The sequence below is a fragment of the Gilliamella sp. ESL0443 genome, from assembly GCF_019469165.1.
In the GTDB taxonomy this organism is placed as follows: Bacteria; Pseudomonadota; Gammaproteobacteria; order Enterobacterales; family Orbaceae; genus Gilliamella; species Gilliamella apicola_E.
In genome coordinates this window covers 809,721-836,390 of record NZ_CP048263.1, presented here as the reverse complement: position 1 = coordinate 836,390, position 26,670 = coordinate 809,721, and the positions used below count along the sequence as shown (strand labels likewise).

Below are 26,670 nucleotides of genomic sequence, written 5' to 3'. Positions count from 1 at the left end.
TAACTTATTTTTATCTGTCTTTATAATGTGTTAACAAATGATAAATAAAAAAGGTAAATAAATTATGATGACAGGAAGTTGTTTATGTGGCGAGGTTGTCTATCAACTAAATAATGAGATTAAAACAATTGTGTATTGTCATTGCTCGCGTTGTCGCAAACAAACAGGTTCGGCTTTTAATGCTGCAACAGCCATTAACAAGGAAGATTTAACTTTTATTAAGGGCGAAGAAAAGATAAAAGTTTTTTCATGCTCAGGCGTTAATCGCCATTTTTGTGGTCAATGTGGTTCACACCTTTTTTCTAGTCGTGATAATGATAATAATAATTATCGATTACGTATTGGCCTAATTAATGAACCAATTAATGCGGAAAAACGTATTCATATTTATACCGGTTCAAAAGCGAATTGGGATATTATTTGTGATGGTTATCCTGAATTCGAAGAAGGAATCCCCCCAAAACCCTAATAATTCGATGTTAATATCATTCGCTGGATGATGTTTATTTTCGAAAGCTAAGTCTGCTTTTAAAGCTCTCCATTACGTTGCCAATGGGTTTTATGCGCAAAACCCATTAGGTTATTTGTCATCTTGATTTGTTGCAATTGAATAGACCAAATCGGTGCTTTCATCACTCTGGCAAAAGGAAAGGCATGATAATAAAGTTTATAAGCATGACTTGCTTGATTTTCAGCAAGCAATTGAGCATTGCCTGTAAATTGTATCCCTTGTATTTTAGCAACCGATTTTGGACTAATGCTAATTGTGCCAGCAACATTAGGATTTTTTAGCATCGCTTGTGCGTGTTGGGTTTTCAATTCTGATAAGAAATATAAACACCAATTGACTTCATCAAATACATAAAATGCATTACATGCCCATGGACCGGCTAATATCACGCTTAGACTTAACACATGTTGCTGTTTAATAAATTGCACGATTTTATGGTCAGATGATTTCATTATTTTATTCAGATTTTTGATTAAGACTCATATCCTCACCCCAGCGCGGTAAACTAGGTACATCAATATCAAACAGATCAAGCGCTCTGGCAACACTATGAGTGATAATATCATCGACACTTTCAATATGTTGATATAACGCAGGAACAGGTGGAAAAATAATTCCCCCCATTAATGTCACCGCTTCCATATTTTTAATGTGTCCTAGATGTAATGGGGCTTCTCGTGTCATTAACACTAAGCGACGACGCTCTTTTAAAACGACATCAGCAGCGCGTGTTAATAAATTATCAGATAGACCATGAGCTATTGCTGCCAGTGTTCGCATCGAGCAAGGTGCAACTAACATGCCCATTGTTTTATATGACCCACTAGCAATTGCAGCGCCAATATTGTCAACCGAATAGACCATATCGGCTAAAGATTCTAATTGTGCTAACTGGGATTTAGAATGTTCGTAATTCCCGGTTATTTTGGCCGCTTTTGATATGACAAGATGGGTTTGAATGTCCATTGGTTTTAGGAGTTCTAAAGCTTTTATACCATAAGCAAAACCTGTTGCGCCACTTATACCAACTATCATTCTTCTCATATTGATTCCTACAGTTAAATTTCTGAATTTATTTTAACTTAGATTAGTGCGTTAAGGTATGGGAATTTGTTTAATCGCGGAGTGAAAGTCACCGCTAACCTTTTTGTTAGCGGTGAAATTTGATATAACTTATTCTTTAGCCATTGGTTGTTCAACTACTTTTGTAGTTTGTTTACCTTGGATGGTTTTAATTTTGTCACCATAAGTTTTTACAGCTTCTTTATTTGATAATAAGCTATATGTTAGCTTAAATTCAGCGCTTTTACCTGGTTCTAATTGAGGAACACGTTTTTGTTCACGTTCAATAGTAACTGGATAGGCAAAGCTTGTGCCTGGCTCAATACCGGTCACGTAACCTTGTTTAAGCGTATCGGTGTTTTTCCATAATGTAAGCACTGGTAACTGTTTAGTATTAAATGAAATACCAACCCCTTTATCACCTGCTTTGTTAGCCAACATCACTTGAGTTTGATTTTTTGAATCCGCATAAGGGAAGATGTTATAAACCATTTCGTCAAAGTTTTTTGTTGGTCCTAAATAGGTTTGCCAATTTTTAAGGCCGGTAGCCGCATAATCATTGAATGGTGAAACTTCTTTAACAGGTGCAACAAATTTTGCCCCTTCTTCAAGGATTGGTGTACCAAAATTGCTGTGATAGATAATTTGATAATCACGCGGGTAATCACCTTGGTTAGTCACAGTATCGTGAACAGTAAATTCTTTAGTTCCTGGTACATGAGAAATTCTAACCCAAGTTTCTAAATTGCTTTTTTTGAAAGCTTTTTCTTTGATAAGACCACTAACGGTAATGGTGTATGGTGCTTCGTCTTCAATATCAACAAACAGTTTTGAAACAGGTGTATTTTGCGCACGTCCATGAAGGGTATACATCATTCCATCAGCTTGTACTGCATGACCTGTCCATTCAAAACCACAACGAACCATCATTTCATTAAAACCATCTAACCAACCATTACCACCACGGCTTTCTAAGTTGATATTATTTGGATGAACGATTTCTTCAACCGGGGAATCCCAACCTAAGCGGACTCCATCACCTTCAACTGAAAGGATACCTAGACCACGAGTTGGGCTTAATTTAATAGTCAATCCATCACTTTTAATAGTTAAAACTTCAACATCATTTTGAAGCCCACCTCTAAGAACTGTATTTCTTAAATAAAAATTCGGTGCACCTTTTGCATGCTGATCACTCGATACTACCCAGCCACCTTTTCTAATTTGAATGTCGGTGTCAGTAATAATATAATGTGTAGCATTGGCAGAATAGGAGATTGCTCCAAGCGCTAGAGCTAACGTAAGATTTCTAATTTTCATGAGATTAATTCCTTATAATTATAATTAAAATATATATCCATCATGAGCAAGGATATGCGTTAATTGGGTCTTACCTTCCCTGCTTTCCAGTGTTTTCGACAAACTGAATGGTATTCACTATCACCAAGATGAATTGAATTACCAAATTTAACGATTTGTCCGTTTTCACCTTCTAACAGAATCATTGTCGCTTTTTTACCGCACCAGCATACGGTTTTAAGTTCTCTATAATTATCAGCAATTTCTAATAATGTTTTCGAACCTTCAAACAAATGTCCCATATAATCGGTCTTTAATCCAAAAAACATCATTGGAACTCCAAACTCATCGCATACGTCTGACAACTTCCATATGGTATTGGACGATAAAAATTGACTTTCATCAATCAAAATACACGCATAGTTATTTTGTTTGATCTGTTCAATAATACCATCAACAGTATTATCATCAAGTTGTAATGCTTTTTTACGTAATCCAAGTCGAGATACAATCTCAACTGCGGAGTCGCGAGTATCGACCGATGATTTAAGTAATAATGTCTGCATATTATTACTTAAATAGTTATGATCTATTTGTAGTAATTCAGTGGATTTTCCGGCATTCATTACGCCATAAATATAGTAAATTTTAGACAAAATTTGCGTCTCAAAAAGTTAAATAGTAATTATCAGTAACACTAAAAGTAAAAGGTAAGTCTCTCGACTTACCTTTTTGATGAATAAATTATTTGGCTTTACCTTGGTTTGCTACCGCTGCTTGTTTAGCTGCGATTTCATCAGCATTACCTAAGTAGTAATGTTTAACAACTTTCATATTGTCATCAAATTCATAAACTAATGGTACGCCAGTTGGAATGTTAACATCGATAATGTCATCATCACTGATATTGTCTAAATGCTTAACTAGAGCACGAAGAGAGTTACCGTGAGCTGCAATAATAACACGTTCACCTTTTGCAACACGTGGTGCAATAGTTGATTCCCAGTAAGGAAGTACACGTTTAATTGTTAATGCTAGGCTTTCAGTTAATGGTAATTCTGATTCTGGTAATTTGCTGTATCGTGAATCGTGACCAGGGAAGCGCTCATCTGATTTTTCAAGTGCAGGAGGAGTGATAGCAAAACCACGACGCCATAATTTAACTTGATCATCACCATATTTAGCAGCAGTTTCAGCTTTATTTAAACCTTGTAACGCACCATAATGACGTTCGTTTAATTTCCAGTTCTTTTCAACCGGTAACCATGCTTGATCTACTTCATCAAGGATGTGCCATAATGTATGAATAGCACGTTTTAAAACAGAAGTATATGCATAGTCAAATGTAAAGCCTTCTTGTTTTAGTAATTTACCTGCTTCAGCAGCTTCTTTGTTACCTTTGTCAGATAAATCAACATCAGTCCAACCACAAAAACGGTTTTCTTGATTCCAAACGCTTTCTCCGTGACGAATAAGAACTAATTTTTTTACTGCCATGAATATAACTCCTTAGTTACGTAAAATAAAATGGTTAAATGAATTGGACTTTCGTTAAAAATGCACGTTTGATTAAGTGCATTTTTAACGTTTTAATCTTTTTAAACACTTATTATTTAGATAAGTATTTTAATGGATCGACTGATTGCGCTTTATAACGAATTTCAAAGTGTAGTCGTACTGATGAAGTTCCCGTTGCGCCCATTGTCGCAATTTGTTCACCTGCTCGAACATTTTGTTGTTCTTTAACTAAAATAGTTTGGTTATGCGCATACGCCGTTAAATAGTCATCATTGTGTTTTACAATGATTAAGTTACCATAACCTGGTAATGCATTACCAGAATAAACCACTCGACCATCCGCTGCTGCAACGACTTTAGCGCCTAATGAACCAGCAATATCTATACCTTTAGTGGCATTAGAAAATTTTTCAATGATCTTACCTTGTGCCGGCCATTGCCATGTAATATTGGCAACATTCGATGTTGAGCTAGATGGCGATGGCGATGGCGATGTGGTTGAAGCCGGTTCAGTTACAGTTTCAGTAGTTTCAACTGTTGGTTTATTAGTACCAGATGTAGTAGTTGTTGTAGTAGTTACTGTTGTTACAACTGGTTTTGTTGAACTAGTCTGAGCAGGAGTATTCGTTGATGTGGTTTTTTTAGTTTCAACGATCGTTGTGCCACCGCTAACATCAAGCACTTGACCTACACTTACAGCAAAAGGTTCTTTGATATTATTTTTAGCAGCTAATGCTCGATAATCATTACCGGTTACCCAAGCGATATAAAACAGTGTATCGCCTCGTTTGACGGTGTAAGTATCACCTTGATAGCCACCTTTTGGAATATCATTATAATCACGATTATAGACAATACGTTCATTTGATGTCACAACACCTTGACTAGTTGAACCGCTAGTCGAATTACGAGATGCTGGCGCCGATGGTGTATAAGTTGATGTAGATGATGGCGCTCGATTACCTTTGGAAATAATTTCAGGCGGCTTTGTGTAAACCGAGGAGGTAGAAGATCTCGATGAATCAGATATATCTTCGATATCAGCTGGATTTGTCTGCGTACAAGCAGAAATCATCAAACTTAAACAACTTAATGTGAGAATTTTTTTCACAATAACACCTTTCATTTATATATATAGTTTTAATACGAACATTTTATCGTTTTTATAACAAAAAGCTATTATATTAATTACCAGCAAGCTAAATCAATAAAATCACAGCTAAAATAGCATTTTTATTGCTTAAAAACTGTAAATTCGGCAAATTTTACAGTTTATGTTGCTTATTGTAAGTTATTTAGGCGATTTTTAGATGAAATCTGTCACCAAATTGAGTATAAAATGATTGCTAAAATTTGGTTTAATAAATGCCCTATTATTCGTCTATGTTTTATTGATTAAGACTTTTTTCGGCACTAGGAGTATTTACATTAAATTTGGTATAGTATATTTAAGACTTAAAAATTTACAGTGATCCCAAAATAATGACTTTATATATTGTAGCAACACCTATTGGTAATTTAGATGATATTACCCTTCGCGCGATTAATACACTTAAGCAAGTTGACTTAATTGCGGCTGAAGATACCCGTCATAGTGGACTGCTTTTGCAACATTTGGGGATTAAAGCCAAATTGTTCGCCTTACATGATCATAATGAGCAAGAAAAATCACAACTATTAATTGAAAAACTTAAATCAGGATTATCAATAGCGTTAATATCTGATGCAGGTACACCATTAATTAATGACCCCGGTTATCATTTAGTGAAAGCTTGCCGTGAAAATAATATTAATGTAGTACCCATCCCTGGTGCATGTGCGGCCATTGCGGCACTCTCAGTGGCTGGATTACCTTCGGATAGATTTAGTTATGAGGGATTTTTACCGGCTAAAACAAAAGCACGACAAGATTATCTTACTACGTTAATTGATGAACCACGAACTATGATTTTTTACGAATCAACGCATCGACTTTTAGATACCTTGCATGATATGCAAACCATTTGGGGAAGCGATAGACAGATTGTATTAGCCAAAGAACTGACCAAAACATGGGAAACCATCGTCCATTTTTCCATAAAAGATCTGATTGAATGGTTAGCAGAAGATAGCAACCGGCAAAAAGGCGAATTCGTTTTGATTGCCGAAGGTGTGAGTAAAACGGATGATGTGATTGATGCAAAAGCAATTAATACACTAAAACTGTTATTAAATGAGCTACCTTTAAAAAAAGCCGCAGCGATAACTGCTGAAATTTATGGACTGAAAAAAAATCAATTATATCAGCTCGGATTAACCTTTCAAAATTAGCTAACAATTATATTGTCAATAAAACTATTTTGAGATTAAGCATAATATCGTTTTAAGTGTTGATTTCGATCTTCTTATATCATCAACATTAGCACAATTAGTGCAATTTAGTATATAATCAATGTTTAAGATTTTTATAACACAAGGTAATAAACAATATGGGATTTAAATGTGGAATTGTCGGTCTACCAAATGTGGGTAAATCAACGCTTTTTAATGCACTAACTAAAGCTGGGATTGAAGCGGCTAACTTTCCGTTTTGTACTATCGAACCTAATACAGGCGTAGTGCCAATGCCCGATCCGCGTTTAGATCAATTAGCGGAAATTGTTAAGCCGCAACGAACATTACCAACGACCATGGAATTTGTTGATATCGCAGGTTTAGTAAAAGGTGCATCTAAAGGTGAAGGACTTGGTAACCAATTCTTAGCTAATATTCGTGAAACCGAAGCAATTGGCCATGTTGTTCGTTGTTTTGAAAACGAAAACATTGTTCATGTTGCAGGTAAAATCGATCCAGCTGAAGATATCGAAATTATTAACACAGAACTTGCGTTAGCCGATCTTGAAGCCTGTGAACGCGCTATTACCCGTTTACAAAAACGAGCTAAAGGTGGTGATAAAGACGCTAAATATGAACTTGAGATTCTTGAAAAGTGCCTTCCTCACCTTGAACAAGGTAAAAAATTATTACTTTTAGATTTAAGTAAAGAAGAACTAGATGCGATTAAATATCTTAGTTTCTTAACGTTAAAACCCACTATGTACATCGCGAATGTCAATGAAGATGGTTTTGAAAACAATCCGTTTTTAGATAAAGTGAAAGCCATCGCAGAACAAGAAAAAGCAGTCGTAGTACCAGTTTGTGCTGCTATTGAGGCAGAACTTGCTGAGCTTGATGATGCTGATCGTGATGAATTTATGCAAGATCTTGGTTTAACCGAACCGGGTCTAAATAGAGTTATCCGCGCGGGTTATAGTTTACTTAACTTACAAACTTATTTTACTGCTGGCGTTAAGGAAGTTCGTGCTTGGACTATCTCGGTTGGTGATACTGCACCTCAAGCAGCAGGGAAAATTCATACCGATTTTGAAAAAGGTTTTATCCGTGCACAAACCATTGCCTTTGAAGATTTTATCAAATATGGTGGTGAACAAGGTGCTAAAGAAGCAGGAAAAATGCGTTCAGAAGGAAAAGATTATGTCGTGCAAGATGGCGATATTATGAATTTCTTATTCAATGTATAATCAACGTTTAATGGGTGCAGTTTAATACCGCACCCTATTTATTTCAATTTTGTAAAATTAATAACTCGCCAATATCACTCTTCCCTGAATGGATAATCAATTATAAGGAGCTTCATTTATGTTATTAACCTTTGAGCAAGCTAAAAAAAATATACTTGAAGCATCATCATTATACAATCAACTTTCAAGTGAAAAAGTTGCATTATTTGACGCCTTAGATTGTGTTACTGCCGAACCGGTTATTTCTCCAATTAATGTACCAAGTTTTAACAATTCGGCTATGGATGGTTATGCGGTAAGGTTAGCTGATATCAATCAATCGAAATTATTACCTTTAGCTGGTACTATTTTTGCTGGAGATGATATCTCTAATCTGAATTGGCCTTCAGGGAGTTGCTTACGCATTATGACTGGCGCGCCTGTTCCTGAACAAGCTGATGCCGTGGTGATGCAAGAAGAGACAGAGCAAACAGAGTCAGGTATTAATTTTTTAGGTGATATTAAATTAGGTAGCAATATTCGTTGTATCGGCGAAGATGTTAAACAAGATTCGGTGGTGGTGACTAAAGGTACACGTTTAACCATTCCAACACTATCAAGTTTAGCCACGCTTGGTATAACTGAATTAGTCGTCTATAAAAAAATAAAAGTCGCTATCTTTTCAACCGGAAATGAATTAACCGATATTGGTGATCCGCTAACAAACAAAAGTGCAATTTATGATAGTAATCGATTTACGCTAAAATTATTATTATCTAAATTAAATTGCCAAGTTATCGATTTAGGTATTATTGCCGATGATCCGAACCGAATTAAGCAATCACTTGAAACAGCGTCTAAACTTGCTGATTTAGTGATTACAAGCGGTGGGGTTTCTGTTGGTGATGTAGATTATACAAAAACAGCTTTAGAAGCACTGGGTAAAATTAATTTCTGGAAAATTGCTATAAAACCCGGTAAGCCGTTTGCTTTTGGAAAGATAGGTGATGCGTTGTTTTGTGGATTACCCGGCAATCCTGTTTCGACATTGGTCACTTTCTATCAGTTAGTTCAGCCTTTGATTTTAGCACTGTCAGGAGAGCATTTAACCTCTAACAATCTGTCATTTAAAGTGAAAGCAGCAACGAATCTTAAAAAAAGTGTTGGCCGATTAGATTTTCAACGCGGTGTGTTGCAAGTTAATTCTGAAGGTGAGTTAGAAGTTGCTTCAACGGGTCAACAAGGCTCACATCTAACTCAGTCGTTTAATCATGCCAACTGCTTTATCATCCTTGAGCAAGAAAGAGGCAATGTTGCCAAAGGTGAATATGTGACAGTTGAGCTGTTTAATAATTTATTAAAATAGCGCAACTAAAACAGCACCTGCAGCAATCATGGCAACACCAATGGCTGAAAGAAATGAAATTTTTTCGCCAAAGATAATAACAGCAAAAATTACGGCAAAAACAACGCTAAGTTTATCAATCGGGGCAACTTGCGAGACTTTACCTTCTTTAATTGCCATGAAGTAGAATAACCAAGATAATGCCCCAGCGACTCCACTCAATGCGATAATAAGTAATGCTTTCTTATCGTTAAAGAACGTGTTAATTAGATTTAGCTTTCCTTGCACGGCAACCACGCCAACTAAAAAAATCGCCATAACAGTAGCCCGTATTGCGGTTGCAGTATTGGCATCAAGGTGTTGTAAACCAATTTTACCTAAAATTGCAACACAGGCAGCGGTAATTGCCGATAGCAAAGCATAAACAAGCCAAGCGCTCATATTAATACCTATCTATTTGGAATAAATACTGTTGATTGTTTGAATTCTTTTGGCATTGTTCTGATTTATTCATCACTCCTCGGCAATCTTCAAGCACACCGTGAGCTTTTGACCAATGGTACTGTTTGCCTTCATCATTTTTACCACCACAAGCTGTTAAACTTAAACTTAGTGTCAGGCAAGTTAGTGCGATAATTACTGGTTTCATCATATCCCCTCGCAAATATTTCGTTATCTTATAATTTATTCATTATTCTAATGCATTATTAAACTGATTGATAGCAAAGCTATCACCTATTTTTATTACGTGAAAAGCACGACCTTTCTTCAAAGAATTTAATAAAAACGGTGGTTCATCTAACGATTCATCCGCTAATTCAAAAGCTCCCCAATGAATGGCGATCGCTGATTGGCAATTTAATTCATCATACAGTTGCAATGCTTGTTGAGGGTCGATGTGCTGTGATTGCATAAACCAACGCGGTGCATATGCGCCGATGGGGATTAAGGCTAGATCGATTTGCTTAAACCTTTCGCCAATTTTCTTTAAACTGGTTGAATAGCCGGTATCCCCCATAAAGTAGATATTTTTCGATAACGGCGAGTCATCATTCTGCATTACCCAACCACACCATAATGATTTGTTGACATCAAAAGCACCACGATTACTCCAATGCTTTGCTGGTGTCGCAGTAAACGTTATTCCACCAATATTAGAAGATTGCCACCAGTCCAACTCAATAACTTGCTTCGCTCCCCATTTTAATAGTTTGGTTTTGAGCCCTAGGGGAACTAAAATAGTCATTTGTGGAAAACGTTTTACCAGATGCCTTATACTATTAAAATCAAGATGGTCATAATGGCTATGCGATATCAAAACCACATCAATCGTTGGTAATTTATCGATAGTAATAGCGGGTTTGGTTCGTCGTTTGGGGCCAATAAATTGGAACGGCGAGACTCGGTTGGAAAAAACCGGATCAGTTAATATCCATTTATTATTAAGTCTTATTAACGTAGTTGAATGCCCTATCCACCAGACTCTATCACCTTCTAAATTTAAATCAATTGAGCTACACCAAGTTTGGTTAAATACTTGATATCCCGCTTTTGGGGGTAAGACTTTACGTTTAAGGCGCCAACGTAAAGCGTCAGTCAATTTAATTGAAAAAGGCTCACTATTTTTAAAAGCTCTATGATGTAAATTATCACTTCGCTCATTAAGGGCTTTATCTAGCGTTTCGTTTTTTTTATTCATTAATTTGTTGAGTTAATTAATACTACGTTCAATAATCACAGCAACATTGCCTGCATTAGCAATCGCATCTGGTTTTGAAACTTTGATTTTTAACCATTGAACTGAAAATTGTTCAATAACTAACTGTGCAACGCGTTCAGCTACCGTTTCAATAAGCTCAAATTTATTTGCCTCAATAAATGATGTTATTGATTGTGAAACAACGAAATAGTCTAAGCAAAATTCTACATTATCACTCTTTCCTGCTGGCTTATTATCCCAAGCCATTTCTAAATCAAGGACTAGCTTCTGTTTGATGTTTTTTTCCCAATCATAAACACCAATTGTGGTATAAACTGTTAGAGATTCAATTAATACTCTATCTTTAATCGTTAATGTCATATTCAATTCCAAGCATTGATATTGTTTAAAATAGAGATTACCGAATCTTATTAAATTACGCTATAATTTATTTCAAATATTAGTGAATAAAAGATGATATGACTCGAATTTTTCAACCCTACACCATCAACCAAAATAGCTTAATTACCTTGGACGATAATGCTTTTAATCACCTGATCCGTGTATTAAGAATGAAGCCTGGCGAATCAGTGACGTTGTTTGACGGATCTAACCAAATTACGCCAGCAGTGATCCATGAAGTAAACAAAAAAAACGTTGTTGTAAAAACAGCAACGACTATTTTTGATGATCGAGAATCACCTTTAAACATTCATTTAGGCCAAGTTATTTCTCGTGGTGATAAAATGGAGTTTACTATTCAAAAATCAGTTGAATTAGGCGTGAGTACCATTACCCCATTACTTTCTGAACGCTGTGGCGTAAAGCTCGATCAAGAAAGGCTTGAAAAGAAGGTTCAACAATGGCAAAAAATTGTTATTTCTGCCTGTGAACAATGTGGGCGTAACATCATCCCTACCGTAAACTCGGTAATGAAATTAGAAAATTGGTGTGCAAGTTTAACTGATAGCTTAAAACTCAACTTACATCCAAAAGCAGAAAAAGGCATAAATCAACTGTCGTCTGAGGATAAAAAAATTAGTTTATTAATTGGACCAGAAGGTGGGCTATCTAACGAAGAAATTCAGATGACGCATCAATATCAGTTTACAGATATTTTACTCGGTCCACGAGTTTTACGAACTGAAACAGCTGCACTAACAGCAATAACCGCCCTTCAAGTTCGTTTAGGTGATTTAGGTTAATCACCCAAAATGAATGAGTTAACAATTGATTGCTTTGCTTATTAATCGGTAACGAGTATGATAGTTCAAAACTTGATTTTTATTGCTAAAACCACGCTCGGCTTTGTTTTCTCATAAGCAATATTAAATAGGTAGAAAAGCGTGCAAGTCATCAACAGCAAATTCAATGCAATCAGATAAAATCAGTAAGGAGTCAACATGATTAAACTTGGTATTGTTATGGACCCCATCAGCCATATCAAATTAAAAAAAGATACCAGCTTTGCTATGCTGCTTGAAGCACAAAAGCGAGGTTATCAACTCTATTATATGGAGATGAATGATCTGTTTTTACGTAATGGTGAAGCAAGTGCAACCACTCGTATACTAACAGTTCATAACAATAGTGAACATTGGTTTGATTTTGGTGACGAGCAAATAATAGCATTAAGTGAACTCGATGTGATACTAATGCGTAAAGATCCGCCTTTTGATACCGAATTTATCTATGCGACTTATATTTTAGAACGCGCTGAAGATAAAGGCGTATTAGTGGTTAATAAGCCACAAAGCTTACGTGATTGTAATGAAAAATTATTTACTGCTTGGTTTGCTGATTTTACGCCGGAAACTTTAGTTACTCGCCAAACATCACAAATTAAGGCTTTCCATCAACAATTCCATGACATTATTTTAAAACCACTTGATGGTATGGGTGGTTCGTCAATTTTTAGAATCAAACAAGATGATCCCAATGTGTCTGTGATAATTGAAACACTTACCGAGCATAATACTCGTTACTGTATGGCGCAAAATTTTATCCCAGCAATAAAAGATGGTGATAAACGTATTTTAGTTGTCGATGGTGTTCCGGTTCCTTATTGTTTGGCGCGGATACCTCAAAAAGGTGAAACACGTGGAAACTTAGCCGCTGGTGGACATGGTGAAGTAAGAGCTTTAAGTGATAGTGATTGGAAAATTGCCAACAGTATTGGACCAACATTAAAACAAAAAGGACTTTTATTTGTCGGACTTGATGTAATTGGGGATAAATTAACTGAAATTAACGTCACTAGTCCAACTTGTGTACGAGAAATTGAAACTGCCCATCCAGATTTATCAATCACTGGGCTTTTAATGGACGCGATTGAATCAAGATTAAATAAGAAGAGTTAAAAAAATGATTAGAGAATACCAACCAAAAGATTTAGAAGCCATTATGAAGATATGGCTACAAGGTAATGAACAAGCTCACAACTTTATTGATCTTGAATTTTTTAAACAGAACTACGATATAGTTAAAATGTTGATTCCAATGTCAACTATCTATGTTCAAGATCTTAATGGCGTAGTAGGTTTTATAGGTTTAACTGAGGATTATATTTCTGGACTCTTTGTTGAAGAAGGTTTTCGTCATCAAGGAACCGGAGCTGCGCTAGTTGAAAAAGCAAAACAGCGCCACAATGAATTATTGGTACATGTGTATAAACAAAATAGTGATGCGATTAACTTTTACTTATCGCAGGATTTTGAAATTATTGGTGAATCAATTAACGAAGAAACCAATCATCCAGAAGTATTAATGCGTTGTAATGTAGAACATAAAGTCAAAATTGGTAAATGTGCATTATAATTTAACAACAATGTGAGCGTATGAATTTAAAAAATCATTTTATTATTGCAATGCCAACACTACATGATTCAGTATTTAGTCGTTCTGTTGTGTATATCTGTGAACATAATCGTGATGGTGCAATGGGTATTATTTTGAATAAGCCTATTATAGATCTCAATGTTGAAACCGTATTGTCCCGTCTTGAAATCACTGCCTCAAAAAGTTGTGCTGAACTTGAGCACCCAGTATTTTGTGGTGGACCACTTGCCGAGGAGCAAGGTTTTATTTTACACACTCCTCATAAGGGGTTTGCATCAAGTATACAGATTTCTGATGATGTGATGATAACCACATCACTTGACGCATTGAAATCGATTGGCTCTCCAGAACAACCAAAAGATATCTTTTTAGCACTGGGATACTCAAGTTGGCAATCATTACAACTTGAAAGTGAGGTTGCCAAAAATGACTGGTTAGTTACTGAAGTTGATCCACAAATTATCTTTGAAGTGGCTATTGAGGATCGTTGGAAAAAAGCGGCTGAATCATTGGGCATTAATATCAGTACTATTTCTCACCAAATGGGTAATGCATAGGCAATGGCAACTATTATTGCATTTGATTTTGGTACTGCAAGTATTGGTGCAGCTATTGGTCAGGACATCACCAAAACCGCTAACCCACTTTGTTCATTTAAAGCTCGTGATGGAATACCTAATTGGCAAGCGATTGAAAAAGTACTTAATGAATGGAAACCCGATTATTTAGTGGTTGGACTACCGCTAAATATGGATGGCACAGAACAACCTTTAACCGCTAGAGCTCGCAAATTTGCTAACCGTTTGCATGGTATGTTTGGTTATCAAGTACATCTACAAGATGAACGATTATCCACAGTTGAGGCTAAATCACACATTTTTGCTTCACGTGGTTATCGGGCGCTTGAAAAAGGTCATGTTGATGCAACTTCTGCCATTATTATTTTAGAGAGTTGGTTTGAGAACAATGAATCTCTTTAATTAATAAGTTATTTTATCAATAATTAGTCGCTAATAAATTTCATCCTTGCTAAAATATCAAACAATTTTTCTACTGTAAGGACTGCTCCCGTGTCAAATAACAAATCTCTTAGCTATAAAGATGCCGGTGTCGATATCGATGCAGGCAATGAACTGGTAAATCGCATTAAATCTGTTGTAAAAGAGACCAAACGTCCTGAAGTTATGGGGGGACTAGGTGGTTTTGGTGCATTATGTGCAATTCCGCAAAAATATAAGCAACCTATTTTAGTATCAGGAACTGATGGTGTTGGCACAAAATTACGTCTGGCAATGGATTTAAACCGCCATGAATCAATTGGTATTGATTTAGTTGCAATGTGCGTTAATGATTTGATTGTTCAAGGTGCGGAGCCGTTATTCTTCTTAGATTACTATGCAACAGGCAAACTTAATGTTGATGTTGCAGCAACAGTCGTTACAGGTATCGCTGAAGGTTGTAAACAAGCAGGCTGCGCTTTAGTTGGTGGTGAAACAGCTGAAATGCCAGGAATGTATCACGGTGATGATTATGACTTAGCCGGCTTTTGTGTTGGCGTAGTTGAAAAAGCAGAAATGATTGATGGGAGTAAAGTACAAGATGGTGACGCTTTAATTGCTCTTGCATCAAGTGGCGCCCACTCTAATGGCTACTCTTTAGTTCGAAAAATAATTGAAGTGAGTGGTGTAAATCCAGCTACTGAACAATTAGATGGAAAACCATTAGCTGATCATCTACTTGCTCCAACCAAAATTTATGTCAAATCTGTTCTCGATTTGATTTCCAATATCGAAGTTCATGCAATTGCCCATATTACTGGTGGTGGCTTTTGGGAGAACATTCCTCGTGTTTTACCGGATAACACTCAAGCGATTATTGATGAATCAAGCTGGCAATGGCCGTCAATCTTCAATTGGTTACAACAAGCTGGTAATGTCAGTCGCCATGAAATGTATCGTACTTTCAACTGTGGCGTTGGTTTAATCATCGCTTTACCAAAACAGTTAGCTGACCAAGCCATCAATTTGCTTAATGAGCATGGTGAAAAAGCTTGGCTACTAGGTGAAATAAAAACATCATCATCCACTGAGCGTGTAATTATTAAATAATACTATTCGTTTATATTATCCAACCATTTGGATAATATAAACTTTTTATCTAATCAATGCTATTGATACTACTCATTGATAAACCTTCAAAAAATCTTCAACTTAAATAACTTGTTAAGTTAGCTTAATCATCAACTTTTGCAATTCGATTTACCAATGATAATTCGCTTGGTAATGATTAAAAACAGATAGTCATAACGGAAAAATTTAACACAAAAATAACTAAAAGCTATCTTACTTTCTGGTACAATAGTCAAAAAATATAATAATTAAGTAATGTCATAAAACGATAAAATACAAGGTTTTTTAATGATCATATCAGATGCTAATAGTGCGGTGTCATCTGTCGCATATCGTGCAAACGAAGTCATTGCTATTTATCCAATTACACCGAGTTCATCAATGGCTGAGCAAGCCAGCACATGGGCAGAATTTAATAAGCCCAACGTATTTGGTGATACCCCAAAAGTAGTTGAGATGCAATCCGAAGCTGGCGCAATCTCGACCGTGCATGGCGCATTAATGACTGGCGCACTAGCAACATCATTTACCTCATCACAAGGTTTACTATTAATGATTCCTTCGCTATACAAAATAGCGGGAGAATTAACACCATTTGTTTTACACGTTGCTGCTCGTACTGTTGCAACTCATGCATTATCTATTTTTGGTGACCATTCAGATGTCATGTCAATCAGGCAAACTGGTTTCGCCATGCTTTGTTCTAGCTCGGTGCAAGAGGCTCAAGATTTAGCGTTAATTTCACAAATAGCAACACTCAATAGTCGTGTACCATTTGTCCACTTTTTTGATGGATTTAGAACCTCACATGAGGTCAATAAAATTTACCCAATCAGTGATGAACAAATTCGTAACTTACTACCTAATCAAGCTATTGAAGCTTTTCGTGCTCGCGCATTAACACCAGATAAGCCGGTAATACGCGGGACATCAGCTAATCCTGATACCTACTTCCAATGTCGTGAAGCCATTAATCCCTATTATGACAATGCTTACAACCATGTTGTTGATGCGATGCAGGCATTTGAAAAAGAGACAGGTAGAAAATACAAACCTTTCGAATATTATGGCGCAGAAGATGCGCAACGTATTATTGTTATTATGGGGTCGGGGGTCAGTACCACCAAAGAAGTGGTTGATCATCTAATCAAAAATGATGAAAAAGTTGGCGTAGTCATCGTCAGATTATACCGCCCTTTTTCAGCAAAACATCTGCTTGATATTATTCCTCAAACCGTAAAAAAAATCGCGGTGATGGATCGCACCAAAGAACCAGGCGCTCAAGCAGAACCACTTTATTTAGATGTAATGACAGCATTTGCTGAAAGTTTTTCTCGCGGTGAACGTAGTTATTTACCACAAATTATTGGTGGTCGTTATGGTCTATCTTCGAAAGAGTTCGATCCTCGCTCGGTATTAGCTATTTTTAATGAATTAGCAACTGAGAAGCCAAAACCTCGATTTACTGTTGGTATTTACGATGACATAACTGGATTATCATTACCATTACCAGAACAATCAATACCAAAAAAATCGGCACTTGAAGCATTATTTTATGGTTTGGGAAGTGATGGAACCGTATCTGCAACAAAAAATAATATTAAAATTATTGGTGATAACTCACCGTTTTATGTTCAAGGTTATTTTGTTTATGACTCGAAAAAGGCAGGTGGTTTAACAACCTCTCATCTTAGAGTCAACCTTAAGCCTATTGATTCACCTTATTTAATCACCAGTGCTCATTTTATTGGTTGTCATCAAGATCAGTTTATTGACAAGTATCAGATCGTTGAAAGATTGAAAGACGATGGAATCTTTTTGCTTAATACGCCTTATAGTAAGGATGAAGTCTGGCATAGATTACCCAAAGAAGTTCAAGTTCAATTAATTAAGAAAAGAGCACACTTTTATATTATCAACGCGGCTAAAATTGCTCGAGAATGTAACTTAGGGGCAAGAATAAATACCGTAATGCAAGCCGCTTTCTTCCATTTATCTGAAATATTTAAAAATGATTTCAGTATCACTCAACTGAAAGAAGTTATTGCCAAAAGTTATAGCAGTAAAGGGCAAGATATTGTTGAAAATAACTGGAAAGCGCTTGATTTAGCCATCGCATCACTTGAACAAATTCCATTAAGTTGTGTTGATGAAAGTAGCCCATTGCGCCCATCAGTCGTACCAAGCAATGCGCCTGATTTTGTTAAAATGGTTACTGCAACAATGTTAGCCGGCTTAGGTGATACTTTACCCGTTTCGGCGTTCCCGCCCGATGGAACATGGCCAGTTGGTACCACCAAATGGGAAAAACGCAACATTGCGGAAGAAATTCCAATTTGGAAACCCGAACTTTGTACCCAATGTAACCATTGTGTAGTAGCTTGTCCTCATGCGGCTATTCGAGCCAAAGTGGTTAGTGAAATAGTTAATGCACCAGAATCGTTAAGCTCACTAGAAGTGAAAGCGCGAGATATGAAAGGTCAACGCTACGTATTACAAGTTGCGCCTGAAGATTGTACTGGATGTAATTTGTGTGTTGAAGTTTGTCCTTCACGTGACCGCAATAACTTTGATATCAAAGCTATCAATATGCAGTCGCGCATTGATAATCTTGAAACACAGCGGACTAATTACGAGTACTTTACTGCACTACCAGATCGTGAAATAAAAAACCTCGAACGTATAGATATACGCACATCGCAACTATTAACACCATTATTTGAATATTCTGGTGCATGTGCGGGTTGTGGTGAAACACCTTACATCAAATTATTAACGCAATTATATGGTGATCATCTCGCTATTGCTAATGCCACCGGTTGTTCATCAATTTATGGGGGTAATTTACCGTCAACACCATATACCACCGATCGTAATGGTCGAGGACCAGCATGGGCAAATTCATTATTTGAAGATAATGCCGAATTCGCCCTTGGCTATCGAATTACCTATAACCAACATAAAAAACGAGCATTACGTTTGTTGGAACATGTTGCAGGCGAAATTTCACCAGAAATTGTAATCAATTTACAATCTCCGGATCTTTCAATTGATGAAAAACGTACGCAAGTCAATTTACTGCGTCAACAATTAGCTCATTTAACCTCATCGGAAGCTAAAGAGCTAATACAAGATGCTGACTACTTAATTGATAAATCAGTATGGGCAATTGGTGGTGATGGTTGGGCATATGATATTGGGTTTGGTGGATTAGACCATGTAATGAGTCTCACTGAAAACGTAAATATCTTAGTTCTTGATACTCAATGCTACTCAAATACTGGTGGTCAACAATCAAAGGCTACACCAATGGGTGCTGTATCAAAATTTGCTGATTTAGGTAAAAATAAAGCCCGTAAAGATCTAGGTGTGAGTGTGATGATGTATGGTCACGTTTATGTTGCTCAAGTTGCCTTAGGCTCACAACTAAATCAAACCCTAAAAGCATTACAAGAAGCTGAAGCCTATAACGGCCCTTCTCTCGTTATTGCTTATAGTCCTTGTGAAGAACATGGTTATGATTTATCTAAATCTCATGAACAAATGAAATATTTAGTAAAATCAGGTTTTTGGCCACTATACCGTTATGATCCTCGTCGTATGCAAGAAGGAAAACCGGGTCTAGTGCTAGACTCAAAAGCACCAAACAGTGAATCATTATCTGATGTGTTACTCAAAGAACAGCGATTCCGTCGTTTAGAAACACTTGAGCCAGTGATTGCTAATACCTTGCATGAGCAATCTGCGAAAATGGTTAATTCCAAATTTAAATTCTTGCAGATGCTAGCAACCTATTCCGATATAGAAACGCCAGCTGACAGCTAAATCTAAAAACGGATTAATTGGTTAAATTAATCCGTTTAATCATTATTAATGAAGATCCAATTTTTGGGAATAAAAAAAACTCTCTAAATATAGAGAGTTTTTTATTATATTTATTAAACTTTTTTAACGACCAGTCACACGACGTGTCATCCAGTAATGTTTTTTCCAGTAATCTTCATTCAGATTTGAATAGATAACACCTTTTGAAGTTGAAGCATGTAAGAATTTACCATCTGCATAATAAATACCAACATGTAATCCGCTACGACTACGTCCAGTTTTGAAGAAGACTAAATCACCCGCTTTAGGCGTGGTAACTTTATAACCTAATTTAGCTTGTTCAGCAGCACTTCTTGGAAGGGTCTTTTGTAATCTATTTTTGTAGAAGTTCATAACTAAACCAGAACAATCACTACCAGCTAAAGTAGTACCACCATAACGGTAAGGTGTTCTCTTCCATTTTGAGTAGTGCTGTTCAATTTTGGCTAACATCACAGGATCAGATTTAACTGATACTTGGCTATGACTGCTACTACAACCAAATAATACGAATAATGATAAAATTAGTGAGCTTACTAATAATCGCTTTTTAACGCTACCGCAGCTGCTGCGCAACTTCGTTAATAATCGATTGTCTTTTCTTGTCATTTCTTCTTGTTCCTTTATTCAACGTAGACCACTGCGAATAACGTCTTGCTACCTTTAAACTTTTAGGTAAAACGCCTTTTTGCCACTTATGCTCATCAAGTTTAGACAACTTAATTGGGCTAAGGTTCGCGTGGCTGCGAAAATTTAAACTCTCTTTAAGCTGAACTAATCGTAAAGAAAGAAAACAAATGATCACATCATCAACACTTAGTTTACTAAATCCAGAAAGCTGATAGCGCATTCTCGATCCATAATGCTTAGCAGTTTGCATTAAACTACCAACGGCTGCACCTATTAACGCAGCTGAACCAAATGATAATCCACCAGTTGCTAAATCAATGCTAGCACCGATTGTAGCGCCCGACACAAAACCTTTGGTCAAGTGAACCCCCATCGTTTTTAATGCATCAAGATTAAACAAGTCTGCATTATAACGGCCTTTGATTAAAGGCAAATTCTCTTCACTCTCTTGAGTTGAATCGAATTGATAGAGCTTCAATAAATCATTAATTGCTTTCTGTTCACGTTTCCTGACTTTATTTTGCATGTCAGCGACAGCTTGCTTATCATCAGATTTTGCCATTTCATAAAAAGCAGTCACATCAACTAATGCTTCTGCAATGATTTGGTTAGCTGTACGATTACGTGATTCACGAGTTTCAGCAATATTAACTAGCCAATTATCCAATATTTTTTTTGCTGGTTCAACCAATAACGCCAAGCTATTGTACAATTTTTCTTCACCGTATAAGGGTGGAAAAACAGCGTTGAACCCAATGATAGCATGAATACCCATTCTTGAAAGCAATCTTTTCCATTCCTTTTCATTCTGTTCCTCAGCAGAAATGAAGTTAAGTACTGCAAGAATCGGTTTATCGCTATTGGTTAAGATAGCTAATTCATCGTGATATTTAGGTAGAACTGGCTCTCGCACGTCGATCACATAGATAGCAGCATCACAATTTAACACCTGTCGGATTACTTTTGCTTCTTGATTGAAGAGGTTTTCAGCTTCTGGGCTTTGTAAAAAAATCGTTAATTTATCGACTCCATCAAGCTTACTATTAGGCGATACAAGTTGATTGATATAGTCATAAAGCGCCAAACTGTCTTCAAATCCAGGTGTATCATAAAAAGTGATGTCGGTGTTATCCGCTAGTGGAAGTTTGATTGACTCTACATGTCTAGTAGTACCTGGCTTATCAGAAACATCACCAAAATGACTATCTCTTATTAATGCACGCAAAAGTGAAGTTTTACCAAAATTTGCATGTCCAACTATCGCTAATTTCAATGAAGTTATCATATTAATTATCCTGATCTAACCAGCTAGGATTAGCTAACGGTAAAGATAACGATTGCCAATTATGTAATTGTTTACCTTGATTAATAAACCATATTCGACTTTGCTGTGATTTATTCATTAATTGTTGAACAAAATTTAATACCCCGCGATCTGGTGCTCGATCAGTATCGATTGCAATTAACACTTTATACGCTGGTTTTAATTGCAAAAGATCTAATATTGCATTTCGCAGCTCACGAGTATTTAAAAATCCGTAAAAATGCCCGTCATGCGGTGGATTCCAACTCTCATCTACATCCACAGCCACTAAATAGACACCACTTCCTTCTTCAATCTGTGAGATTGGTAGTTGCCATTTAGGTTCGCCTAACTTATCTTCATCCACCATTTGGGTTAAAAGTGGCTGTAATTGTTGGGATAGGATTTGAAAGTCAGGATCATCCAAATTTAATTTAATTTTTCGGCTACTCACAATCCAAGCGATGCCACAAAAAGTCATTAATAGAAATCGAACGGCTAATCCATAACAGATAAAAACACCTAATAGCCAAATCGCCCAAGAAGAACGAATGTCACCCTCACTTAAAGCGTGTTCACTAAGCTTAATCACATCATCATTTGGAATCGGAAAACCAAACAAAGATGGAACATAACCTAAATAATGAGTTAACTTAATAATGGTATCAGAACTTAATAAAGTAGTTTTCCACTCAAAACTGTAGTGCTGAGTTGAAAATAGCATCAATAAAACGAATAAAGCACTACATAAAATAACGACCCAAAAAAGATTCAGAACAAAACCAAGCAACCAACGGATTGAAGAACCAAATAAAGTGATAAAAGCCGGTACAAGCTGTTGCACAGTCTTTTTTTGATAAAGCTTTTGGGCTATCCACAACCAACAATGGATTAATAAACTACCACCAAAGCGAGAAAAGAAAAAAAATGAACCAATCCAAATAATGAGCGTAATAAAATGAACACCTAATAAACACAATAGCGCCCAATACAAATTGATTGGATTTTGACTCAAAGCGCTAAATGTTAATGAACCACCTAAAAAAATCGAAATTAACAGTAATAAACAGAAAGAAATTTTAATAGAACGTAAAATAACCTTTTGCGCAGAATATAAACCATTTTGTTTAGACAGTATCGTTGCGCGGGTAATGATACGGTTAACCAAAGAGGTTGGCATAGCTTTAACTTGTCGATTAATATCTTGATCAGCAAATCGACCTGATTCGGATTCTATTAAATGGATGGTTTGAGTAAGCCATAAAGATTTTAGCTGTTCGCGCATTTAAATATCATCTTCACATTAATTAGTCGTCATAAAAGAAACGCGACCTAAGTCGCGTTAAAAAAATTGAATCATTTACTGGGTTATTTCACCAATTTTGCTTAAAAGGGTTTGAATACGTTGTTGCCAAACTTGTTGATCTTGTTTTAACTTCTCATTTTCGTCACGTAATGCTTTCATCTCATCTGAACTATCATTAATTAATTGTTCAAGTTCATGATTGCCTTGCTTTAATCTCGAAATCTCTTCTTTCAAGGTATTAATAGTGTTTACAGTGTTTTGAATTTTAGTTTCTAATTGATTCAATATTTCTAATGACATATTTTTCCTCAAGCTCAATTTATTTGGTGTATAATAAGGAGTATTATAACGAATTCATTCTGAAATCAACACCTTTTTAAATCTTAAGTTGGAGAAAATTATGCGAAAACCACTCGTAATGGGTAACTGGAAACTCAATGGAAGTATCGAAATGGCTAAAGACTTAGTTGCAGGACTAAGAGCTGAGCTATCAACTGAAGCAAACTGCGATATTGCAATTGCACCACCGACTGTGTACTTAGATTTCGTTAAACATCAATTAGGTGGCTCAACTATTCTTTTAGGCGCACAAGATGTTGGTGTTCATCTTTCAGGTGCTTATACTGGTGAAGTCTCAGCCACTATGTTAAAAGAAATCGGTGTGACTCACGTGATCATTGGTCACTCTGAACGTCGTACTTATCATAAAGAATCAGATGAATTTATCGCTCAAAAATTCGGTGTATTAAAAGAAGCTGGACTCGTTCCTGTACTATGTATTGGTGAAACAGAAGCTGAAAACGAAGCAGGTCAAACTCAAGCAGTATGTGCTCGTCAAATTGATGCAGTAATTAATGCATTAGGTGTTCAAGCATTTAATGGTGCAGTAATTGCTTATGAACCAGTTTGGGCAATTGGGACTGGAAAATCTGCAACTCCAGCTCAAGCGCAAGCAGTACATAAATTTATTCGTGACCACATTGCAAAACAAGATGCCGCTGTCGCTAAACAAGTTATAATTCAATACGGTGGTTCTGTAAATGACAAAAATGCAGCAGAACTATTCACTCAACCAGATATTGATGGTGCATTAGTTGGTGGAGCTTCATTAAAAGCAGATGCTTTTGCAGCGATTGTTAGAGCAGCAGAACAAGCTAAAAAATAAGAATTAAAATAAAAAAGACGCCTATAGAAGGCGTCTTCTTTTAAACTTTGTAACTTATTTTTTAACCTTATTTTCATACCTAGATGGCCAAATTTTTTCAACAGGCACTTGCAAATATTCAGAGATAATACGTTCATATTTTGGACAATGACGATATAAAGCATTACGTAAAGTATCAGCCTGTAAACCACTTGAACGTGAAAGCGCCCTTAAATTTCCGCCTCGAATTTTAATTTCACCTACAACTCTTGATGGTGTCCAGTCTTGATCTTGTTCTCTCATTATGAGATCCTCTATTGGTTAAATTTTTTGCTATTGTAAAGATTATCGGTGTTACGATTCTAGAACGATAAAAAGTTACCGGCAAAGAATAGCACATAAAAAAACGAATTAAAACAATAAAAACAAAAAAAACACCGAAAATGGAATGAAATATAATGGAAACTAAAGAAAAAAAACAAAAAACCAAAGAAAAAACACGAACACTTAACGATACTTGTATTGAAACTTTTAAAAACCGATTAACTCTCCTATTAGAAGGTCGCTCAGGCAATGCATTTGCCAGAAGTGTTGGTATGTCCGAAGCCGTAATCCGTGATTACTTAAGTGGAAAAACCTATCCATCACTCAGTCGGTTGGCTACTATCGCAGATAAATGCGATGTGTCAATTGAATGGTTAGCAACAGGTAAAGGTGAATGTCGATTACTACCTGAAACGCTAAGCCGAGGTACAGTGAATGTTCCGTTTCTTAATAAGAACGAAACCATTAACGCATTCACAATTTTAGATACGATCCCATTTGATCTCACTTTAACTAAACATCAAGGTTGTGAAGCAGATGATCTTGCTGCTGTTTGGGCTAAAGGTGATTGTATGGAACCAACTATATCCAATCATGATATAGTCATTATTAATACAGCAAATAATAAACCAGTTGATGGTTTCCTCTATACTGTACAATATGACGATCAAATTACTATTAAACGAATTCAAAATCAAGGTTCAAATCTGTTATTGATTTCAGACAACCCAAAATACCCGACTATTACGAAAGCGAAAAATGAGCAAAAAGATTTTAAAATAATTGGTCATGTAATCTATTTATTGAAAAATCTCAATTAATATTGCCATAGCGCTTTTTTTTATTTTTACTCCATTGATGCAAATCAATGGAGTTTTTTATCACTCGATATTACATTTTTTTCTGCGAACAACATTGTAATAAAAATGTCATTAATAAAATTAAGCAATCTAATCACATTCCACATAGCATAACCTTATACATTTAGCCTTAATTATGCTAAAATCACCACAAAATTTTTGCCCATTAATTTAGTTATTATGCCAAATGTAAACACTCGAAAAAAAGTCGTTGTCGGCATGTCTGGCGGCGTAGATTCTTCCGTTTCTGCTTATTTATTACAACAACAAGGCTATGATGTTGTTGGTCTATTTATGAAAAATTGGGAAGAAGATGACACAGAAGAATATTGCTCTGCAGCTATCGACCTTGCTGATGCACAAGCAGTCTGTGACAAATTAAATATTAAACTCCATACCATCAACTTTGCTGCAGAATATTGGGACAATGTCTTTGAACATTTTTTGTCTGAATACAAAGCTGGGCGAACGCCGAATCCAGATATTTTATGTAATAAAGAGATCAAATTTAAAGCATTTCTTGAATATGCAGCAGAAGATTTAAATGCAGATTATATTGCGACAGGTCATTATGTCCGTAAACGCGAAAATGGCGACAAAGTTGAATTACTCCGTGGAATCGACAACAACAAAGATCAGAGTTATTTTTTATATACGCTTAGTGAAGACCAAATTCGTCAAAGTTTATTTCCTGTTGGCGAACTTGAAAAACCACAAGTAAGAAAGATAGCAGAGCAACTTGGCTTAGCAACTGCAGCCAAAAAAGACTCAACAGGTATCTGTTTTATCGGAGAACGAAAATTTAGTGACTTCTTAGCGCGTTATTTACCTGCACAATCAGGCGTTATTCGAACCGTAAATGGTGAAGTTATTGGTCAACACCAAGGATTAATGTACCACACATTAGGTCAACGCAAAGGGCTTGGCATTGGTGGTCTAAAACAAGCCGACGACACTCCATGGTACGTAGTTAATAAAGATATTAAAAATAACGAATTAATTGTTGCTCAAGGTCATGACCATCCAGCACTATTTTCAAATGGTTTAATTGCCCAACAACTGCACTGGGTTGATCGTAAAATTGTTACCCAACCATTTCACTGCACAGTTAAAACGCGCTATCGTCAACAAGATATCTCTTGTTGTGTTACACCACTAGGTGAAGATAAAATTGAAGTTATGTTTGACAAACCTGTTGCTGCCGTCACACCAGGACAATCAGCAGTGTTTTATCAAAATGAAGTTTGCCTTGGCGGTGGAATTATTGAGGAACGAATTATAAGCAATAAGGAGCATTAA

The 26,670-nt window shown here is 36.2% G+C and carries 29 protein-coding genes; 14 read left to right on the top strand and 15 right to left on the bottom strand.

Annotation, left to right across the window (positions count from 1 at the left end; translation table 11 throughout):
• The first annotated feature begins 64 nt into the window (after nucleotides 1–64).
• Complete coding sequence (locus tag GYM76_RS03785) at nucleotides 65–469, top strand: GFA family protein (RefSeq protein ID WP_220225952.1); 405 nt, start codon at nucleotides 65–67, stop codon at nucleotides 467–469.
• Nucleotides 470–528: 59 nt separating this feature from the next.
• Here GYM76_RS03785 and GYM76_RS03780 read toward each other — a convergent pair whose 3' ends face one another.
• The 6 genes from GYM76_RS03780 to nlpD all read right to left on the bottom strand — a co-directional run bounded on the left by GYM76_RS03780 (nucleotide 529) and on the right by nlpD (nucleotide 5,501).
• Entirely contained in the window at nucleotides 529–963 is a 435-nt protein-coding gene (locus GYM76_RS03780) for a pyridoxamine 5'-phosphate oxidase family protein (protein ID WP_220225951.1), read from the bottom strand.
• Nucleotides 964–967: 4 nt separating this feature from the next.
• The gene (locus GYM76_RS03775) at nucleotides 968–1,555 is read right to left on the bottom strand and encodes a UbiX family flavin prenyltransferase (protein WP_220225950.1); all 588 of its coding nucleotides are present in this window, start codon (nucleotides 1,553–1,555) and stop codon (nucleotides 968–970) included.
• Between the two features lie 129 nt (nucleotides 1,556–1,684).
• Nucleotides 1,685–2,893: an aldose 1-epimerase family protein gene (locus GYM76_RS03770; protein ID WP_220225949.1), complete on the bottom strand. Its 1,209-nt coding sequence runs from the start codon at nucleotides 2,891–2,893 to the stop codon at nucleotides 1,685–1,687.
• Nucleotides 2,894–2,952: 59 nt separating this feature from the next.
• Nucleotides 2,953–3,528, bottom strand: coding sequence for a thymidine kinase (locus tag GYM76_RS03765; protein WP_065562633.1), 576 nt, complete (start codon nucleotides 3,526–3,528; stop codon nucleotides 2,953–2,955).
• 88 nt (nucleotides 3,529–3,616) lie between these two features.
• Nucleotides 3,617–4,369: a 2,3-diphosphoglycerate-dependent phosphoglycerate mutase gene (gene gpmA / locus GYM76_RS03760; protein WP_065562634.1), complete on the bottom strand. Its 753-nt coding sequence runs from the start codon at nucleotides 4,367–4,369 to the stop codon at nucleotides 3,617–3,619.
• Nucleotides 4,370–4,481: 112 nt separating this feature from the next.
• Nucleotides 4,482–5,501 carry a murein hydrolase activator NlpD gene (gene nlpD, locus GYM76_RS03755; RefSeq protein ID WP_255561380.1) on the bottom strand — a complete coding sequence of 340 codons (1,020 nt, stop codon included), beginning with the start codon at nucleotides 5,499–5,501 and terminating at the stop codon, nucleotides 4,482–4,484.
• A gap of 371 nt (nucleotides 5,502–5,872) precedes the next feature.
• Here nlpD and rsmI point away from each other — a divergent pair, with 371 nt between their 5' ends.
• The 3 genes from rsmI (at nucleotide 5,873) to moeA (ending at nucleotide 9,295) form a co-directional block, all read left to right on the top strand.
• The gene (rsmI, locus tag GYM76_RS03750) at nucleotides 5,873–6,700 is read left to right on the top strand and encodes a 16S rRNA (cytidine(1402)-2'-O)-methyltransferase (protein WP_220225947.1); all 828 of its coding nucleotides are present in this window, start codon (nucleotides 5,873–5,875) and stop codon (nucleotides 6,698–6,700) included.
• Between the two features lie 158 nt (nucleotides 6,701–6,858).
• Nucleotides 6,859–7,950, top strand: coding sequence for a redox-regulated ATPase YchF (gene ychF / locus GYM76_RS03745; RefSeq protein ID WP_220225946.1), 1,092 nt, complete (start codon nucleotides 6,859–6,861; stop codon nucleotides 7,948–7,950).
• A gap of 118 nt (nucleotides 7,951–8,068) precedes the next feature.
• Nucleotides 8,069–9,295, top strand: coding sequence for a molybdopterin molybdotransferase MoeA (moeA, locus tag GYM76_RS03740; RefSeq protein ID WP_220225945.1), 1,227 nt, complete (start codon nucleotides 8,069–8,071; stop codon nucleotides 9,293–9,295).
• Here moeA and GYM76_RS03735 read toward each other — a convergent pair.
• Genes GYM76_RS03735 through folB form a run of 4 tightly spaced genes read right to left on the bottom strand, consistent with a single transcriptional unit; the run spans nucleotide 9,287 to nucleotide 11,354 of the window.
• Nucleotides 9,287–9,715 (bottom strand): EamA family transporter, encoded by a 429-nt coding sequence (locus GYM76_RS03735; protein WP_220225944.1) that lies wholly within the window; start codon nucleotides 9,713–9,715, stop codon nucleotides 9,287–9,289. The two genes, moeA and GYM76_RS03735, sit on opposite strands and share 9 nt — an antisense overlap.
• 1 nt (nucleotide 9,716) lies before the next feature.
• On the bottom strand, nucleotides 9,717–9,926 hold the full coding sequence (locus GYM76_RS03730) for a hypothetical protein (RefSeq protein WP_141673930.1): 210 nt from the start codon (nucleotides 9,924–9,926) through the stop codon (nucleotides 9,717–9,719).
• A gap of 39 nt (nucleotides 9,927–9,965) precedes the next feature.
• Nucleotides 9,966–10,973 carry an MBL fold metallo-hydrolase gene (locus tag GYM76_RS03725; RefSeq protein WP_220225943.1) on the bottom strand — a complete coding sequence of 336 codons (1,008 nt, stop codon included), beginning with the start codon at nucleotides 10,971–10,973 and terminating at the stop codon, nucleotides 9,966–9,968.
• Between the two features lie 12 nt (nucleotides 10,974–10,985).
• Nucleotides 10,986–11,354, bottom strand: a complete 369-nt coding sequence (gene folB / locus GYM76_RS03720; RefSeq protein ID WP_065562642.1) for a dihydroneopterin aldolase — start codon at nucleotides 11,352–11,354, stop codon at nucleotides 10,986–10,988.
• Between the two features lie 98 nt (nucleotides 11,355–11,452).
• On the opposite strand from folB, the gene rsmE reads away from it, so the two are divergent.
• The 7 genes from rsmE to nifJ all read left to right on the top strand — a co-directional run bounded on the left by rsmE (nucleotide 11,453) and on the right by nifJ (nucleotide 19,765).
• On the top strand, nucleotides 11,453–12,178 hold the full coding sequence (rsmE, locus tag GYM76_RS03715) for a 16S rRNA (uracil(1498)-N(3))-methyltransferase (protein ID WP_220225942.1): 726 nt from the start codon (nucleotides 11,453–11,455) through the stop codon (nucleotides 12,176–12,178).
• Between the two features lie 198 nt (nucleotides 12,179–12,376).
• Nucleotides 12,377–13,333: a glutathione synthase gene (gene gshB / locus GYM76_RS03710; RefSeq protein WP_220225941.1), complete on the top strand. Its 957-nt coding sequence runs from the start codon at nucleotides 12,377–12,379 to the stop codon at nucleotides 13,331–13,333.
• Nucleotides 13,334–13,337: 4 nt separating this feature from the next.
• Nucleotides 13,338–13,790, top strand: a complete 453-nt coding sequence (locus GYM76_RS03705) for a GNAT family N-acetyltransferase (RefSeq protein ID WP_220225940.1) — start codon at nucleotides 13,338–13,340, stop codon at nucleotides 13,788–13,790.
• Nucleotides 13,791–13,810: 20 nt separating this feature from the next.
• Nucleotides 13,811–14,368, top strand: coding sequence for a YqgE/AlgH family protein (locus GYM76_RS03700; protein WP_220225939.1), 558 nt, complete (start codon nucleotides 13,811–13,813; stop codon nucleotides 14,366–14,368).
• 3 nt (nucleotides 14,369–14,371) lie between these two features.
• Nucleotides 14,372–14,791, top strand: a complete 420-nt coding sequence (gene ruvX / locus GYM76_RS03695; RefSeq protein WP_065562647.1) for a Holliday junction resolvase RuvX — start codon at nucleotides 14,372–14,374, stop codon at nucleotides 14,789–14,791.
• Between the two features lie 90 nt (nucleotides 14,792–14,881).
• Nucleotides 14,882–15,919, top strand: a complete 1,038-nt coding sequence (gene purM, locus GYM76_RS03690) for a phosphoribosylformylglycinamidine cyclo-ligase (RefSeq protein ID WP_220225938.1) — start codon at nucleotides 14,882–14,884, stop codon at nucleotides 15,917–15,919.
• A 309-nt stretch (nucleotides 15,920–16,228) separates the two neighbouring features.
• Nucleotides 16,229–19,765 (top strand): pyruvate:ferredoxin (flavodoxin) oxidoreductase, encoded by a 3,537-nt coding sequence (gene nifJ, locus GYM76_RS03685; protein WP_220225937.1) that lies wholly within the window; start codon nucleotides 16,229–16,231, stop codon nucleotides 19,763–19,765.
• A gap of 123 nt (nucleotides 19,766–19,888) precedes the next feature.
• Here nifJ and GYM76_RS03680 read toward each other — a convergent pair whose 3' ends face one another.
• The 4 genes from GYM76_RS03680 to zapB form a co-directional block, all read right to left on the bottom strand.
• The gene (locus GYM76_RS03680; protein ID WP_081299493.1) at nucleotides 19,889–20,413 is read right to left on the bottom strand and encodes a C40 family peptidase; all 525 of its coding nucleotides are present in this window, start codon (nucleotides 20,411–20,413) and stop codon (nucleotides 19,889–19,891) included.
• A complete protein-coding gene (locus tag GYM76_RS03675; protein WP_220225936.1) occupies nucleotides 20,361–21,719 on the bottom strand; it encodes a DUF3482 domain-containing protein in 1,359 nt (452 codons plus the stop codon). The genes GYM76_RS03680 and GYM76_RS03675 overlap by 53 nt, the downstream gene beginning before the upstream one ends.
• Nucleotide 21,720: 1 nt before the next feature.
• Entirely contained in the window at nucleotides 21,721–23,022 is a 1,302-nt protein-coding gene (locus tag GYM76_RS03670) for a DUF2868 domain-containing protein (RefSeq protein ID WP_220225935.1), read from the bottom strand.
• A 75-nt stretch (nucleotides 23,023–23,097) separates the two neighbouring features.
• On the bottom strand, nucleotides 23,098–23,343 hold the full coding sequence (zapB, locus tag GYM76_RS03665) for a cell division protein ZapB (RefSeq protein WP_065562652.1): 246 nt from the start codon (nucleotides 23,341–23,343) through the stop codon (nucleotides 23,098–23,100).
• A gap of 100 nt (nucleotides 23,344–23,443) precedes the next feature.
• On the opposite strand from zapB, the gene tpiA reads away from it, so the two are divergent.
• The gene (tpiA, locus tag GYM76_RS03660) at nucleotides 23,444–24,208 is read left to right on the top strand and encodes a triose-phosphate isomerase (RefSeq protein ID WP_065733946.1); all 765 of its coding nucleotides are present in this window, start codon (nucleotides 23,444–23,446) and stop codon (nucleotides 24,206–24,208) included.
• A gap of 54 nt (nucleotides 24,209–24,262) precedes the next feature.
• Here tpiA and GYM76_RS03655 read toward each other — a convergent pair whose 3' ends face one another.
• Entirely contained in the window at nucleotides 24,263–24,490 is a 228-nt protein-coding gene (locus tag GYM76_RS03655) for a helix-turn-helix domain-containing protein (protein WP_065562654.1), read from the bottom strand.
• A gap of 155 nt (nucleotides 24,491–24,645) precedes the next feature.
• Here GYM76_RS03655 and GYM76_RS03650 point away from each other — a divergent pair, with 155 nt between their 5' ends.
• Together GYM76_RS03650 and mnmA are read left to right on the top strand one after the other, a co-directional pair.
• Entirely contained in the window at nucleotides 24,646–25,332 is a 687-nt protein-coding gene (locus GYM76_RS03650; RefSeq protein WP_220225934.1) for a LexA family transcriptional regulator, read from the top strand.
• A gap of 219 nt (nucleotides 25,333–25,551) precedes the next feature.
• Nucleotides 25,552–26,670 carry a tRNA 2-thiouridine(34) synthase MnmA gene (gene mnmA, locus GYM76_RS03645; RefSeq protein WP_220225933.1) on the top strand — a complete coding sequence of 373 codons (1,119 nt, stop codon included), beginning with the start codon at nucleotides 25,552–25,554 and terminating at the stop codon, nucleotides 26,668–26,670.

Excerpts from the sequence above, each read along its gene's own strand:
- GYM76_RS03775 (WP_220225950.1), bottom strand. The coding sequence starts at position 1,555 with ATGAGAAGAATGATAGTTGGTATAAGTGGCGCAACAGGTTTTGCTTAT.
- nifJ (WP_220225937.1), top strand. The coding sequence starts at position 16,229 with ATGATCATATCAGATGCTAATAGTGCGGTGTCATCTGTCGCATATCGT.
- GYM76_RS03655 (WP_065562654.1), bottom strand. The coding sequence starts at position 24,490 with ATGAGAGAACAAGATCAAGACTGGACACCATCAAGAGTTGTAGGTGAA.
- GYM76_RS03730 (WP_141673930.1), bottom strand. The coding sequence starts at position 9,926 with ATGATGAAACCAGTAATTATCGCACTAACTTGCCTGACACTAAGTTTA.
- folB (WP_065562642.1), bottom strand. The coding sequence starts at position 11,354 with ATGACATTAACGATTAAAGATAGAGTATTAATTGAATCTCTAACAGTT.
- GYM76_RS03725 (WP_220225943.1), bottom strand. The coding sequence starts at position 10,973 with ATGAATAAAAAAAACGAAACGCTAGATAAAGCCCTTAATGAGCGAAGT.
- GYM76_RS03785 (WP_220225952.1), top strand. The coding sequence starts at position 65 with ATGATGACAGGAAGTTGTTTATGTGGCGAGGTTGTCTATCAACTAAAT.
- moeA (WP_220225945.1), top strand. The coding sequence starts at position 8,069 with ATGTTATTAACCTTTGAGCAAGCTAAAAAAAATATACTTGAAGCATCA.
- rsmI (WP_220225947.1), top strand. The coding sequence starts at position 5,873 with ATGACTTTATATATTGTAGCAACACCTATTGGTAATTTAGATGATATT.
- GYM76_RS03680 (WP_081299493.1), bottom strand. The coding sequence starts at position 20,413 with ATGACAAGAAAAGACAATCGATTATTAACGAAGTTGCGCAGCAGCTGC.
- GYM76_RS03650 (WP_220225934.1), top strand. The coding sequence starts at position 24,646 with ATGGAAACTAAAGAAAAAAAACAAAAAACCAAAGAAAAAACACGAACA.
- GYM76_RS03675 (WP_220225936.1), bottom strand. The coding sequence starts at position 21,719 with ATGATAACTTCATTGAAATTAGCGATAGTTGGACATGCAAATTTTGGT.
- GYM76_RS03700 (WP_220225939.1), top strand. The coding sequence starts at position 13,811 with ATGAATTTAAAAAATCATTTTATTATTGCAATGCCAACACTACATGAT.
- GYM76_RS03705 (WP_220225940.1), top strand. The coding sequence starts at position 13,338 with ATGATTAGAGAATACCAACCAAAAGATTTAGAAGCCATTATGAAGATA.
- GYM76_RS03670 (WP_220225935.1), bottom strand. The coding sequence starts at position 23,022 with ATGCGCGAACAGCTAAAATCTTTATGGCTTACTCAAACCATCCATTTA.
- tpiA (WP_065733946.1), top strand. The coding sequence starts at position 23,444 with ATGCGAAAACCACTCGTAATGGGTAACTGGAAACTCAATGGAAGTATC.
- GYM76_RS03735 (WP_220225944.1), bottom strand. The coding sequence starts at position 9,715 with ATGAGCGCTTGGCTTGTTTATGCTTTGCTATCGGCAATTACCGCTGCC.
- gshB (WP_220225941.1), top strand. The coding sequence starts at position 12,377 with ATGATTAAACTTGGTATTGTTATGGACCCCATCAGCCATATCAAATTA.
- mnmA (WP_220225933.1), top strand. The coding sequence starts at position 25,552 with ATGCCAAATGTAAACACTCGAAAAAAAGTCGTTGTCGGCATGTCTGGC.
- rsmE (WP_220225942.1), top strand. The coding sequence starts at position 11,453 with ATGACTCGAATTTTTCAACCCTACACCATCAACCAAAATAGCTTAATT.
- GYM76_RS03770 (WP_220225949.1), bottom strand. The coding sequence starts at position 2,893 with ATGAAAATTAGAAATCTTACGTTAGCTCTAGCGCTTGGAGCAATCTCC.
- zapB (WP_065562652.1), bottom strand. The coding sequence starts at position 23,343 with ATGTCATTAGAAATATTGAATCAATTAGAAACTAAAATTCAAAACACT.
- ruvX (WP_065562647.1), top strand. The coding sequence starts at position 14,372 with ATGGCAACTATTATTGCATTTGATTTTGGTACTGCAAGTATTGGTGCA.
- GYM76_RS03780 (WP_220225951.1), bottom strand. The coding sequence starts at position 963 with ATGAAATCATCTGACCATAAAATCGTGCAATTTATTAAACAGCAACAT.
- ychF (WP_220225946.1), top strand. The coding sequence starts at position 6,859 with ATGGGATTTAAATGTGGAATTGTCGGTCTACCAAATGTGGGTAAATCA.
- gpmA (WP_065562634.1), bottom strand. The coding sequence starts at position 4,369 with ATGGCAGTAAAAAAATTAGTTCTTATTCGTCACGGAGAAAGCGTTTGG.